Annotated in this window: 12 protein-coding genes and 1 pseudogene; 4 read left to right on the forward strand and 9 right to left on the reverse strand. The window is 68.5% G+C overall.

The window, feature by feature from the left end; all coding sequences use genetic code 11:
• Nucleotides 1-135: 135 nt before the first annotated feature.
• Nucleotides 136-669: a TetR/AcrR family transcriptional regulator gene (locus OG933_RS13405; protein WP_405633374.1), complete on the forward strand. Its 534-nt coding sequence runs from the start codon at nt 136-138 to the stop codon at nt 667-669.
• An 87-nt stretch (nt 670-756) separates the two neighbouring features.
• Here OG933_RS13405 and OG933_RS13410 read toward each other — a convergent pair whose 3' ends face one another.
• The 6 genes from OG933_RS13410 to OG933_RS13435 form a co-directional block, all read right to left on the reverse strand.
• A complete protein-coding gene (locus OG933_RS13410; RefSeq protein ID WP_405627249.1) occupies nt 757-1,326 on the reverse strand; it encodes a TetR/AcrR family transcriptional regulator in 570 nt (189 codons plus the stop codon).
• 235 nt (nt 1,327-1,561) lie between these two features.
• Complete coding sequence (locus OG933_RS13415) at nt 1,562-2,860, reverse strand: SNG1 family protein (protein WP_405627250.1); 1,299 nt, start codon at nt 2,858-2,860, stop codon at nt 1,562-1,564.
• Nucleotides 2,861-3,189: 329 nt separating this feature from the next.
• Nucleotides 3,190-3,843, reverse strand: coding sequence for a lipoyl(octanoyl) transferase LipB (gene lipB, locus OG933_RS13420; RefSeq protein WP_405627252.1), 654 nt, complete (start codon nt 3,841-3,843; stop codon nt 3,190-3,192).
• A 109-nt stretch (nt 3,844-3,952) separates the two neighbouring features.
• Nucleotides 3,953-4,396: a hypothetical protein gene (locus OG933_RS13425; protein ID WP_405627254.1), complete on the reverse strand. Its 444-nt coding sequence runs from the start codon at nt 4,394-4,396 to the stop codon at nt 3,953-3,955.
• A gap of 770 nt (nt 4,397-5,166) precedes the next feature.
• On the reverse strand, nt 5,167-5,649 hold the full coding sequence (locus tag OG933_RS13430; protein WP_405627255.1) for a DUF6114 domain-containing protein: 483 nt from the start codon (nt 5,647-5,649) through the stop codon (nt 5,167-5,169).
• Nucleotides 5,650-5,767: 118 nt separating this feature from the next.
• A complete protein-coding gene (locus OG933_RS13435) occupies nt 5,768-6,382 on the reverse strand; it encodes a DUF6230 family protein (RefSeq protein WP_385553202.1) in 615 nt (204 codons plus the stop codon).
• Between the two features lie 267 nt (nt 6,383-6,649).
• Between OG933_RS13435 and OG933_RS13440 the strand changes: the two genes are divergently transcribed.
• On the forward strand, nt 6,650-7,357 hold the full coding sequence (locus OG933_RS13440; RefSeq protein WP_405627257.1) for a MerR family transcriptional regulator: 708 nt from the start codon (nt 6,650-6,652) through the stop codon (nt 7,355-7,357).
• 95 nt (nt 7,358-7,452) lie between these two features.
• On the opposite strand, the gene OG933_RS13445 is transcribed toward OG933_RS13440, so the two are convergent.
• Nucleotides 7,453-9,630, reverse strand: coding sequence for an MMPL family transporter (locus tag OG933_RS13445; protein WP_405627258.1), 2,178 nt, complete (start codon nt 9,628-9,630; stop codon nt 7,453-7,455).
• A gap of 265 nt (nt 9,631-9,895) precedes the next feature.
• Between OG933_RS13445 and OG933_RS13450 the strand changes: the two genes are divergently transcribed.
• Both OG933_RS13450 and OG933_RS13455 read left to right on the forward strand, forming a co-directional pair.
• The gene (locus tag OG933_RS13450) at nt 9,896-10,543 is read left to right on the forward strand and encodes a TetR/AcrR family transcriptional regulator (RefSeq protein ID WP_405627259.1); all 648 of its coding nucleotides are present in this window, start codon (nt 9,896-9,898) and stop codon (nt 10,541-10,543) included.
• Between the two features lie 76 nt (nt 10,544-10,619).
• Nucleotides 10,620-11,057: pseudogene (locus tag OG933_RS13455) on the forward strand (GlcNAc-PI de-N-acetylase); the annotation flags it as partial.
• A 354-nt stretch (nt 11,058-11,411) separates the two neighbouring features.
• Here the strand turns inward: OG933_RS13455 and OG933_RS13460 are convergent.
• Both OG933_RS13460 and OG933_RS13465 read right to left on the reverse strand, forming a co-directional pair.
• The gene (locus OG933_RS13460) at nt 11,412-12,557 is read right to left on the reverse strand and encodes an L-dopachrome tautomerase-related protein (protein WP_405627260.1); all 1,146 of its coding nucleotides are present in this window, start codon (nt 12,555-12,557) and stop codon (nt 11,412-11,414) included.
• Nucleotides 12,558-12,857: 300 nt separating this feature from the next.
• Nucleotides 12,858-13,370, reverse strand: coding sequence for a nuclear transport factor 2 family protein (locus OG933_RS13465; protein WP_405627261.1), 513 nt, complete (start codon nt 13,368-13,370; stop codon nt 12,858-12,860).
• Nucleotides 13,371-13,377: the final 7 nt, after the last annotated feature.

Genomic DNA, 13,377 nt, shown 5'->3' on the forward strand with positions numbered 1-13,377 from the left:
AGCGCTGTTGGTGACGCGCGGCAGACAGGAGCCCGGCTCATGGCGGTCGGCCGCGACAAGGGCCCTGCGGACCGGAGCCCGGTCAGGCGCCTGGCCGGCAGACGCAAACCGACCGGCGCCTGCCACAATGACGGCATGGCCAGGATCAGTGCGCAGGAGAGACGCGAAAGCGTCGTCCGCGCAGCGATCGCCGAGTTCGCACTCAAGGGCTACTACGGCACCTCCACCGAGGCGATCGCCAAACGCGTCGGTGTCACGCAGCCGTACCTCTTCCGGCTCTTCCCGGGCAAAAAGGCGATCTTCGTCGCCGCCTTGGTACGGAGCATGGAAGACACCCGCCTGGCTTTCGAGCGGGCAACCGAGGGGATGGCGGGCAGCGAGCAGGCTCTGGGCGCCTTGGCGGGCGCGTACGCGCGGCTGATCTCGGCGCGCCCCGAAACGCTTCTGATGCAGATGCAGGGATACGCCGTCGTCGAGGCCGCCGAGGCAGAGGGCGATGAGCAGACGGGCGAGCTCGTCCGGGCCGGCTGGATGAGACTGTGGGACACCGTGCACCTGTCGCTTGGGGCCGACGTCCGCGAGACCACAAGCTTCTTCGCCTGTGGCATGCTCGGCAACACTCTTACGGCCATCGGGCTTCCCTCCGATTGCAGGGAAGCCGGGGCTTGAGGCCACGGGCGCTGCTCCGACTGCCGGAATCGGGCATCAACCCGAAAGAGCGCTACGGTCGCCGATCCCGCTCGGAGACGGGGCGGCTCAGTGCATGTCTGCCGCATCGAGCAGGGTGACCACAGTGGGCGCGATGAGCCCGGTCAGATTGTCGGCGCCGATCCCCGCGCGGGCGCTGGCGCCGTCGAAGACCAGGATGAGCTGCCGGGCCAGCAGATCAGGATTGCTCGCGCTACCCTGTTCGGCCTCGGAACGGAAAAAGGCCGTCAGGTCCGCTTTGATCTGGTGGGCCACCCGGCTCGCGGGGTGGGTCTGATCCTTGAGCTCGATCTGCACAGCCAGGTAGCGGCAGCCTCGGAACTCGGCCGCACCCGCCTGTGACTCCACCCGCTCGAAGACGTACAGGATCCGCTCACGGGGGGAACGGCCATCGTCCGCCGGGGGCAGGGCCCTCGCCACGAAGGCAGCGGAACGCTCCTTCAGGCTCGCCGCCAGCAGTTCATCCTTACTCTCGAACAGCTGGTACATGGAGCGCTTCGACACCCCCGCCGCCTTGCACAGCGCCTCGACGCCGATGCCGACGCCGTCGCGGTAGGTGAGCGTGGCCGCGGCCTCCAGCAGCCGCTCCCGGGGACTTTGCTTCACTTCGGTAGTCATACCGCGAGGTTAACTCGAATCGGACGAAATAGAAACCGATCGGTTTCCATAGGGTGTCGGGGAGACGCCTGCCGCCGTGCGGACGCCTTAAGCCCGGTCAGAGGCTCGGCGACGGTCTTGGGAGAGAGACCGTCGCCGAGCCCTGATGGTGCGCGCGCCTCTCGTCCCCACGAGGGCGCCGCACACCGGGGCCACTCCGAGTAATGGCCCCGTCTTTTGGGTGAGCCGCCTTCCGCTACGCCGGGGCAGCGGTCTTCGCGGGCTCCGTCTCGGCGGGAATGCGGTGCAACCCCTTGCGGTCGTACCAGCCCGTCACGCCGAAGCCGAAGAGGGCGGCTGCCGCGAGGCCGACGGCCATCATGACCCAGCCCCGGGTCAGGCCGGCGTCGGCCTGAGCGTCGTAGTAGAGGATCGAGCGGATGCCGCCGGTGATCTGCCGCAGCGGCTCGAACTCCGCCAGGAAGCGGTAGAAGCCGGGCAGCGCCTGAAGCGGCGTGGTGGCGTTGGCCGTCGGCACCGCCATCCCGATGAAGACCAGAGTGACCACCAGCATGCCGGGCGTACCGAACACTGCGAGCAGGGTGAGCGCGCCGATCCCGGAAACCGCGATGGCGCACACCGAGTACAGCCACAGCAGTGGCAGATGGGCGGCGTGCATCCCCATGAGGCCGACCGCGCCCACCATGACCAGGCTCCCCATCAGCAGCGACAGCCCGGCCATGAGAGTGCTGCTGATGGCGAGGGTCTGCACCCGGGTCGCCCGGATCAGCGGGCGGTGCAGGCGCAGCGGGCCCATGTCGTTGTGGGTGTAGCCGAGGGCGTGGTCCACCTGACCACTGATGACGTTGGCGGAGAGCATCCCGCACACCACCAGGACCAGCGCGTAGTAGAACGCCGTCAGGCCCAGACCGCTGTGCGAGTCGAGGGGATGGCCGTCCTCGACGGTGACGGCGGCCGGGTCGGCCAGGAGGACGCGTGCCGCGGCGGGCAGCTTCGCCTGCCCGGTCCCGCCCTGGGCCGTGAGCTCCTTGCCCACCTGCAGCGAGGCACTTTCGGCCGCCTTCGTCGTCACAGTCCGGGCCAGACTGGAGCCCACACTGCCGGCGGATTGGTTGGTCAGCACCGTCAGTGTCGGCCGGGTCGGGGTCCCGGTGGTCGCGGCGCCGGTGAGTGCGGTGGTTTCCGAGGTGAAGTCGGCGGGGACGACGAGCGCGCCGTACAGCTTGCCCTTGCCGAGCTCCTCCTTCATCCCCTTCTCGTCCATCACCTTCCAGTCGATCTTGCCCCCGCTCGCGGTGGACTTCTTGATCGACTCGGTGATCCGAGCCCCCAGATTGACCTGTTTGCCGCCGACGGCGGCCCCCTTGTCGGCGTTGACCAGTCCGACGGGCAGATTCTTCATGTGGTCGACGGGATCGATGTTGGCGCCGACGTAGAACACGGTGAACAGCAGCGCGAGGACGCCCGTGATGACGCCGTTGGCGATCCACAGGGGTTTGGCCCGCAGGACGCGGAACGGGTGAATCCCACTCATGACTTACTCCGGTCTCGGACAACACACTCATAGACGGAGAAGGGCGGACAGCTTCATTGCGGCCCGGCGACCCTCGGAACGTTCGATCTCGGAACACGCTGCCGTCGACGCGCAACCGGGTATGCAGGTCTCCCGCCGGACTCCGACAGGATGAAACCGGTCGGTTTCGGACCCATCGTAAACCGATCAGTTTACAAATTCCAAGTCGAGGCGCTGGCCCGCGGTACCGAGGCGGGAAATGCCGGGCCGCTTCGGCCCGTGGCCGACGGTCTACGGGAGGCCGGGACTGGAAACTGGGCGGCGGCCCCCGCGCAAGCGCCTGCCCTGGCTCAGGAGGGCGTGCGCGTCGGCGCCAGCTCGGCTGTTACGGCGTCGGCCACAGCGTCCCTCACCTGCGCCTCCGTGGGCGTGGGCCGGCCGAGTTCGGCAGCGAGTTGGGCCAACGAGGTCATCCGGACACCGGGCAGGGCGCAGGCCGTGAACGTGGTGTAGACGTCGAGGTCCGGGTCGACGTTGAGCGCGAATCCGTGGCTGGTGACGCCGCCGCTGATGCGCATGCCGATGGAGGCGATTTTGCGGTGGCTGGGGGTCCACACGCCGACCAGGCTCTCGGCGCCTCGGGGTGTGTCCCGGCGGATCGCCTCGAATCCGAGTGATCCCAGCGCACGGATCAGGGCGTGTTCGATCCGTCGTATCAAGCCGCGCGGTCCCAGCTCGCGTACGTTCAGCACGAGATACCCGATCAGCTGCCCTGGCCCGTGATAGGTGGCGTGACCTCCCCGGTCGACTTCGACCAGGCTGATCGGTGAAGCCGGTTCTGGCAGTTGGTCGGCCGGTGTCCGCGCCGTGCAGGTGATCACGGGAGGGTGGGTGAGCAGAAACAGCCGATCCCCGGTACGCCCCTGCTTCCGCTCGGCCACCCAACCGGCCATGTCGGCCTGCGCCACCTCATAAGGCACCTCACCTAGATCGACCCGCTCCATCTCCCCTACCTGCATTACCTCTCCTGTGCCCTTTGAGGCGACGACGCCTCGCGCCGCGCCTGCGAAAACCGGCCCTCGACGCACAGACCACGGCCGCTTGAGGCTGGCTTCAGCGTGGCGTTCCGTAGCCGTGGATCCCCGGGATGGCGAGCTTTCCGCCTGTCTGACCGGCCTGGTCGATGTCGGCGTCGTCCAGGCCGAGTTGGAGCTTGACATCGAGCTTCCCGACCGTGTCGTAGAGCCACTCCGGAATGGTGTCCGGGGTGAGGTGCAGGCGGAGGACGGGTGGTGCGGGAAGGTTTTCGATGCTGGAGAGGGTGCCAGTCAGGCTTTCGACGTACATGGTGATGTCGTCGCCCCGGAGCGTGGAGGTGGAACCGGGCGCTCCGTCGATGTGCTGGATCTGTGGGCCGACGGGCACCGCCATCTTCAAATCGCGGATCGTGACCGCCGCCGCGGTGAACTTGAGCACCCGCTTGGGCCCGGCGGCTGTCTCCACGGTCACCACGCCACCGAAGGCGAGGTCGTGCAGTTCGAGGCGGCTCCCCTTCATGTTCCATGCCTCGGCAGAGAATCGGCCCGCCTCATGTTCCTCTGGGGCCTTGAGGTCGCTGATGTCGCAGGTGCGGGGCATTCCTTGGGACGACTTCGGTCGGGGCGACGGCTCGACGGCCCGGTGACTGGGAGCGGGTGATACAGGCGTCGTGGACAGCCGGGGCTCGGGCAGCGCTCCGGACTCTGGCCTCGAAGTGGCCGAGCTTGGTGAAGGGCTCGCGTGGAGTGAGGGGCTCGCGTCGGGTGACGGGCTTTGCTGCTCGGCGTCGTCGCGGAAGAGGGGGCCGAGGATGTCCGCAAGGCTCGTTGTCGCGGAGGTTGCGCTGGGTGAGGGGGTGGGAGTGGCGGTCGGTGCCGGGATCGGGCCCGCTCCCTCGTCGTCCGCGTCCGACGGCGGCTTGACGGGTTGCCCACTCGGGTGAGCGCCGGCCGTGCGGGGATCAGCGGACGGGGTGGGGTTTGCGGGAGCGTTCGTCGCAGAGGTTGAGGTGTCGTCGGAACGGGCGCAGTCGACGCCGATGGTTCCAGGCGCGCCTGCCCCCTCTTCGGAAACGGAGAGCGCCGCGGTGGCGCTCGTGTCCGCGGACTCGGGCAGGCGTTGACTTCCCAGGATGAGGGCGGTCGGCAGCACGGTCAGCGCGAGAGCCCTTCCGACCGGCAGACGCAGACGCGTCAGCGCGGACGTACGAGGGATGGCGTGCCGGCCCCTCGGTGGTCGAGCGAAGCGGGGGGCTGCGGCCTCGTTGCGGGTGTCGGGCGACTGGTCACTCACTTCCCCTGTCCTCCCGCCCGGCCGACGGCGGCTGACTGCCCCTCTGCGCCGTCGGGTATGTCCTCCGGGTGCCCGTCCACCGGGCCCCACGCCAGAGCCAGGAGTCCGCCCGACGCCGCGAGCAGTGTGCCGACGAAGAATCCGCCGAAGTTGGAGATGGGAAGCGACAGCACGCCGAGGAACACCGCGACGCAGCCGGCGAAGAACCTGATGATCGGCTGGAACCAGAGGAGGCCGCCGAGGACGATCAGCGTCAGGCCGATGACCAGGGATCCGGCCCCCGCGGTGGTGGACATCGCCACGGACAGGGCGCCCAGGGAAAGGTTGAAGTACGGGAAGTAGATGATGGGCGCAGCGGCAAGGAGCACCAGCAGACCCGCCCAGAAGGGGCGGGTACGCCGCCAGTCCCGGAAGTCCCGGCGAGCGCGGATGAAGCCGCTGTCACTGTGGGGGTGCGCGGGTGCTCCTGCACTCGTCATGTGGCAGCTCCCAAGTCGTGAGTGGGTGAGGGTGTCCGCGAGGACGGTGGAGCACTGCCGCCCCCTGGGCAGTCGCCGGCCGCTTGCGCGCACGGGAGACGAGGGGGCGGGAGCGAGGTCAGAAGCAGTCGTGCCGGCCGGCCGCGATGTTCATGTGCAGGCCCGCCAGTTCGAACGTTCCCGCAGTCGTGGCCCAGACCTTCTGGTGGGCATCGATGATCTCGACCGCGTCCGCCTGCTGGGCGTAGCCGTTGGGATCGACATGGTCCTTCGGGTTGACCTGGCCCTTGGTCATGGAACCGGTGGCGATGCCGATGTCGACGTTGGTGAAGGTGCCCTTCTTCGCCTGGAGGTCGGTCATGTCGATGTACAGGTCCTTGGCCTTGGCCGGCGTACCATCCCCGCCGGCCTTGAGCGTCATGGTGTAGGTCCCGAGGACGGGTATGTCCACCGGGACGGACTGGCACATGTCCGTGATCGTCGCGTTCTTGATGGACGAGACGGAGACGGGCACGTGCTTGCCGTTCTTGGCAACGTCGACCGTGGCGTAGTTGCCGAATCCGGTGCCGCTCAACTTGCCGGCCGAGACCTGGAAGTCGGAACCGGAGATGCTGAACGAAGCGGCCAGTGCGCCCTGGGCCATGGACACGGCGACCGCCGCGGTGGCGGCCACCGTCGGGACCGCACCGATGGCGAAGCGCTTCCAGTGGGTCTTGCCGATTCGCTGGGACATGGTGGGGTTCTCCGTTGTCTAGGCGTACGAGACGACCGGACCCAGAACTGACTGGCCCGGGGCGGGGGAAGAACTGCGGCTGGGTGTGGCCGTGACGGTGCAGGCGGCTTCCGCGGGCGCATGTCGTCCACGCGCACGGAGAAGTGGGCACACCGAAGAAGCGCTCGATAGTGTTACTACCGAGTACTCGATAGTGGCACTATCGATCCCGTCGGGGCAACCCCCGGTAACGCGATACTGGTGGGACAGTTGAGCGTGAGGGAGCGCATGAGGATTTCAGAGCTCAGTCGCCGGTCCGGGGTACCGGCGGCGACCATCAAGTACTACCGACGGGAAGGGCTGCTGCCCGAGGGCCGCGCGCTGAACCCGACCACGGTCGAGTACGGCGAGGAGCACATCCAGCGGCTCCGTCTGATCCGTTCCCTCATCCAGCTCGGTGGGCTCTCCGTCGCCCGCACCCGGGAAGTACTCGAAGCCGTCGACCGTCCACTGGATGCGTTCGAGACCCTGGGCGTCGTCCACCACGCACTGCCCGTGCCCTCCGCGGAGACGAACGGGAAGAACAGCGCGGACAACGAGGACGGTCCCGGAGCGGAGAGCGCCGACGAGGCGGCACCGGGCGGAACCGCCGCGAGGGTCGACGCTCTCATCGAGAACATGGGCTGGCGGATCTCCGACGCGTCACCCCACCGCCCGGCACTCGCCGAAAGTCTCGCCGCGCTGAGCCGCCTCGGCACCGACTACACGGCCGACGACCTCATCCCCTACGCACGGCTCGCCACCTCCGCCGCCGATTTGGACTTCGCGCAGTTCGAGGGGATCGAGGACCGCATCGCCCTTGCCGAGCGGGCGGTGGTCCTCACCGTGCTGTTCGAGCCGGTCGTCCGGCTGCTACGGCGCCTGGCCCAGGAGGACGCGAACCACCGTCGCCATGATCGCCGTGCGTGCGGGCGGGGTGAGCATCCGGAGGAGTGAGTCCCCAGCAGTGCACCGCCGACACCCGCCCCGCTCGCGACGACAGCGAGGGCCGAAGCGCCCCAGGTGAAGGCGCTTCGGCCTCTCGGGAGGGTTCAGCCCGTGGCGACGGGGACCCGCTCGTCCGTGTCCTCCGGCATGTCGGTCTCCTTGATGCCGAACCGGTCGTAGAAGCGGGCGAGTGGGCCCGGAGCCCACCAGGCCGCCCTGCCCAGCAGTCTCATGACGGCCGTTCCCAGCAGGATGCGCACCACCAGCACGTCCACCAGGACCGCGAACACCATGCCGACGCCGAAGAGCTTGATGGTCAGCACATCGCTCATCCCGATCGCCGCGAGCGGCACGCACATCAGCAGCGCCGCGCTCACGACCAGGCGGCCGATGGACTGCAGCCCGGTCGCCACGGCTTCCGTGCTGTCGCCCTGCTTGTCGTACTGCTCCCGCATCCGGGACACCAGGAACACCTCGTAGTCCATGGAGAGCCCGAAGATCAGCGCGAACAGCATGATCGGCATGTTGGGCTCGATGTTGCCCGTCGGATCGAAGCCGAGCAGGTTGTGCAGATGGCCGTCCTGGAAGATCCAGACCAGGACGCCGAAGGTCGCGGTCAGCGACAGCATGTTCATCGCGATGGCCTTCAGCGGCAGCAGCACCGAGCCGAATGCGAGGAACAACAGGATGTACGTCATCACCGCGATGTAGAGCAGCATCCACGGCAGGGTCTCGCCCAGTGCGTCCAGGGTGTCGTCGTAGACCGCCGACTCGCCGCCGAAGTACGCCCGGGCGCCCGGCGGTTCGGGGACGTCCTTGAGCCGGTTCACCAGGTCGCGCGCGTGGGTCGAGATGGGATTGCCGTCGTAGGTGACCGACACCCGGGCCGTGGTGCCCTCGACTCCGGTGATCCGGGCACTCGTGGCGCCCTCGGTGGCGCCGAGCCGCTCGGCGTACGCCTTCAGCGCCGCGCCCTGCTCCTTCGGGGTCCCGTCGGACTTCAGGACGAGCAGCGAGTCGATGGACTTCACCGCGTCGCCGTCGAAGTCGTGCTCCATGGCGTTGAAGACCTGGCGGCCCTCGGAAGTGCTCGGCAGCTGCTGCGCATTGATGGAACCGAACTCGATCTTCGAGAACGGCAGGGCGAGCGTCAGCAGCAGGCCCACCGCGCCCACCACCACGACCCACCGCCGCCGCATCAGGCCGTGCCCGAACCGGTACCAGGCACCCTCCCCCGCCGCAGTCGGCCGCCCTGCCCTCTTGCGGCGCAGCGGGAAGGCGTTGACCTTCGGTCCCATGACGGCGAGCAGGGCGGGCAGCGCGACCAGTGAGAAGAGCACCGCCAGCACAACCGCGGCCACACCGCCGTACGACATCGACTTCAGGAACGTCGACGGGAAGAGGGTCAGGCCGGCCAGCGCCGCCGCGACCGTGGTGCCGGAGACCATCACGGTGCGCCCGGCCGTGGCGAGGGTGCGCCCGATCGCCGCTTCGCCGGTGTAGCCGGCCGCCAGTTCCTCGCGGTAGCGGCTGACGATCAGCAGGCCGTAGTCGATGGCGACCGCGAGACCCAGGATCGTGACCAGGCTCATGGAGAACACGGACACGTCGGTGATGTTCGCGATGGTCCGCAGGACGGCCATCGAACCGAGGATGGAGAGCACCCCGACGAGCAGCGGGAGGAAGGCGGCGGTCAGGCCGCCGAACACGACCAGCAGAAGCAGGAAGAGCACGGGGGCCGAGATGATTTCCGCGGTTCTCAGGTCGTGTTCGATCTTCTCACTCGCCTGGTGGCCGGTGGGCACCGTTCCGCCTTGCAGAGTCTGAAGGCCGGGTGCCGGAATCTTGTCCTTGACCGCCTCGTACGCGTCCTCCTTGGCCTTCTCGCTGCTGCCGTGGAGGTTCAGGGCGACGTAGGTGGCGTGCCGGTCGTGGCTGACCTGCGCCGGCATCTTGGTCGTCCAGAAGTCCAGGTAGCCGGTCACCTCCGACTTCGGCAGGGACTCCAACTGCCTGACGACCGCCTGCTGGAAGGACGGGTCGTCGACGGTGCGGTCCTTGTCGCGGTAGACGATCACCGCGTCGGGTGTCCGCTGCGGGAACGCCTTCTCGGCGATGTGGGCCGCGCGCACGCTGTCCGAGCCGGGGTCCTGGAAGCCGAGCGGTGTCAGGGAGCCGAAGACTCCGGCACCGTAGGCACCGGACAGGACGGCGAACAGCATGGTCAGTATCAGCACCGGCTTTCGCCTGCGGTGCAGCAGACGCCCAAACCCCTCGAACATGACTTCTCCTAGATCGTTAGCCGGCGCCGGACAGGACCGTCCAAGGGTCGGCGCCGAATGAACCGTAACAGCGTTTTTATTGCTCGATGCAACGCGGTTGCACACCTCTCATCCGGAGAGGGGTCGAGCTCCCCTGCCCTGACCTGCTGATATGCAAGAGGATCTCGTTCGGAAGTGGCGGGTCCTGACGCGGGGCGCAGCGGACGACGACGAGCCAAGGCGATACCGAGAAGCATTCGTAACGGCGTTGCAATACGATGGCGCCATGGCCAGGCTCAAGACACATGACGAAGCACTCCGGCTCCGGCTCCTGCACCGCGCGGCCGCCACGGTCTTCGACCGCGGCACTGCCGCGCTGAGCCTGCGACAGCTCGCTGCGGACGTGAAGACCTCGACCACGGCGGTCTACTCGCTGTTCGGCAACAAGGCGGGTCTGCTCAGGAGCCTGTATGAGGAGGCCGCGCGGCTCTTCGTCGCACGCCTGGCAGCCATCCGTCCCACGGACGACCCGGCCGGCGACGTGATCCGACTTGGGCTCGTCTATCGCGAATACGCCATCGCCAACCCGCATCTCTACGCGATCCTCTTCTCCGACCGCAGCGTCCAGTGCCCGTCCGAGTCGGAGTCGGAGTCGGAGTCGGAGAGGCCGCGTGAGGCCATCGAGACCTACCGGCCCCTCGTCGACGCCGTGCGGCGCGGACAGCAGGCAGGGCAGTTCGGTCCGGAGTCCGACCCGGAGGTCATCGCGCTGTCGGTCTGGGGAACGGCCCATGGCCTGGTGTCCCTGGTGCTGTCAGGGAACGAGCCGCCCGGGCTCGCGGTCGCCGACTGCTATGAGCGAGCCCTGGGGGTATTGGTAGCGGGGTGGCGAGTGAGCGAGGGGGAGGCTCAGGGGTTCGCGGAGGTGCCGTGAGTCCGGATCCGGGACCGCTTCGGGCCTGAACGTACGGTTCAGTGGGACTCTTTCGGGTCGCGTCCCGCGAGGTGGGACCTACGACGAGAACGGCTTCTACGGCCACCCCGATCACATCCAGGCGAACCGGATCACGATGGCAGCGCCGTCGCTGACCGGGATGACGTCGAAGGTGTACTGGACGACGGCGCCGCGCTCGATGATGAAGAAGTTCGGGTAGATCATGCGCGATTTCGGCGCGGACTGGGAGGAGCCGGGTCCGTCCGAGGCCGGAGAGGGGCCCGAAACCGGCGTGCCCGACGAGGAAATCACCACGTGGGTGGACACCACTGAGTTCGGCATTCAGAAGTTCGACGCGCTGGCCGCGCATGCCAGTCAGGGTGAGAACATCTTCTTCCTGCGGAGGGGCAAGGAGAGGTTCATTCAGCTCATGGGCGTGGAGACGTTCGTCCGGGTCCACGACACCACCGGCGCGCCCCCGCCCGAGAACGACCTCTTCGCCGGCCTGCGCTGAGCTCCAGTCGGCGGCCGTCCCCCGGCCACACGGAGAACCGCGCCTGCACACGCCGCACCCCGAGCGACGTTGTCGGAGCCTTCTTCAAGGCGAAAGACGCGTGTGCTGTCCTCGTTGAAGGCCAGGCCCCTCGGCGCCAGCCACACCACGAGCTGCTGGATCGTCGGCTTAACGGATCACCACCGGGTGCCCGGCTCCAACCTACCGGCCTGCCTCATCTCATCAGGGAGGCACCGGCCTCCGGCGGCTTCATCCAGCCCATGCGGGGCAACACTCAACAGCATCGGGCTGATAACCCCGCCTTGTGGAACCCTCTCCTCCGACCAGGCGACTGCCTGACGCGGGCCGGAGAGGTCACACGAGCCTGACCGGCCCGGCGTCGATCGGCAGGCGGACCAGGAGATAGGGCTTGCGGCGCAGGTCCTTGCCCTCGTGGAAGGGCGACAGCCGGTTGAGCTGGTTGGCGATGGCGTACAGGTGCCGGTCCGAGGCGACGGACAGGGTGTCGACCCAGAGCAGATCGCGTCCCTGGGCGAGGGTCCGGTAGGTGCCGTTCGGGCTCCTGCGCCAGATCGCGTTGTGTTCGAGGTCGCCGCCGTAGAGCCGCCCCTTGTCGTCGCTCTCCAGGCCGTCGGCCATCGGCTTGAACCCCAGGTCCTCGACCGTCGCCGCCACCTCGGCGTCCGTGGCGTCCGGATCGGCGAGGGCGTCGGTGGACACGCTGTGCAGCCGACGGCTGGACAGCGGGCAGTAGTAGAGGCGCGTGCCGTCGGCGCTGAGAGCGATGCCGTCGGAGCCGGTCTCGTAGTGCGTGGGCTCGCCGCCCGCGGGGCGGACCATGAAGGGCTCGCCCTCGATGACCGGAAGGAACCGCGCGTCCGGGAGTGCCGAGGGATGCCCGGCCAGTCGCCTCCAGGAGCGGCCCGTGGCGAGATCGACCACGATCACCCCGTTGGAGCCGCCCGAGTCGGTGATGAAGGCCATGCCTTCGGCGCCGCGCCGCAGGTCGAAGCGCACGTCGTTGGGGTAGCTGTTCGCCGGCACCACCTCGGGCGGGAAGAGGATCTTCCGTACGATCCGGTCCGTGCGCAGGTCGACCGCCACGAGCTTGGGACCGCCGTAGGAGGACCCGGCGAACCCCGGGCTTCCGGTGTCGAGGATCCACAGCCGGTCGGCCGGGTCGACGACGACGCTCTGCACCGACTGGAAGTGCCCGGCCAGGTCGGAGGCGTCCTGACGGTTCACCTCGGCGTCGGGGTAGGCCACCGGCTTCCCGCCGCGCAGTTCGGCGACGGTGAACGGGACGTCGTCACCCCAGCGGGGAAAGTTGACGAAGACCCGGCCGCGGCGCGAGACGGTGACACCCGTCGGCATCGCGCCCCAGAAGCGGGCAACGACCTCGTAGTGACCGGCTGTTGAACCGGAGGCGTAGGCGGGTCCGGCAAGTTGGGCGGCGGCCAGCGACGCGGTGGTCGCCGCAAGAAACGTACGTCGGTTCATGGAAGCGTCTCCTGTTAGGCCAAGTTGCTGGAGGGCGCGGCGAGTTGCCGCATCACCTCGGCGCGTGGGGGGCATTGGCCGGACGGTGCCGTGGCCGGTGGAGGACGGTGCCTCCAGCAGCCGCTCCCGGGGAGTCGGCTTCGCCCGTGTGGTCAGGGCGAGCCGGAGCCCACCTGGACGGCAGGTACCTCGTGCGTTCCTGCGACCTGAAGCTGCCCGCCGGGAACATCGCCTGCGGCTGCCACCAACTCCCGGAAGGGGAACGGGGCCAAACGGCCAGTGGACCGGGTGCTGTCAGGTCTACCGGGCTGCCGGCCTGGTCTTCGCGACCATGCCGCGGTCCCCGAAGGTGACCATCGCGTGGATGGGTATGGTGCTGGCGCGCATGAGCGCCGCGAGGCCCCGGCGGCCCTGTTGGCGGGCGAGCTCCGGCCCCAGGGTGGTCATCAGGGCGGTGAGGGCCGGCATCGGACGCCCGAAGAGCGTGATCTCCTTGATCCTTGCCTCGTCGTCGAGCCGCAGCAACTGCACCTCCTCGAACGACTGGGCCGCCACCCGCGCCCGGTAGACCAGCGCGTATGTGTCGCCCTCGCCGGTCTGGGTGTGGTAGCGGACGTCCTTGACCGCCGCGAACGCCGAGGTCAGGAAGTCACGCAGCTGATCGGATCCCTCGAAGCGGAACTGCTCGGTGAGCGGCGAGCTGAGCACGACGTCCGGGCTCAGACACGCGACCGCGGCGTCGACGTCACCGCGTTCCTCGGCGGAGCGCCAGCTCGCGACGGTAGCGGCGGCGGAGGGCAGGGTCTCGGACATGGGTCTC

The organism is Streptomyces sp. NBC_00016 (assembly GCF_045040885.1).
GTDB lineage: Bacteria > Actinomycetota > Actinomycetes > Streptomycetales > Streptomycetaceae > Streptomyces > Streptomyces coriariae.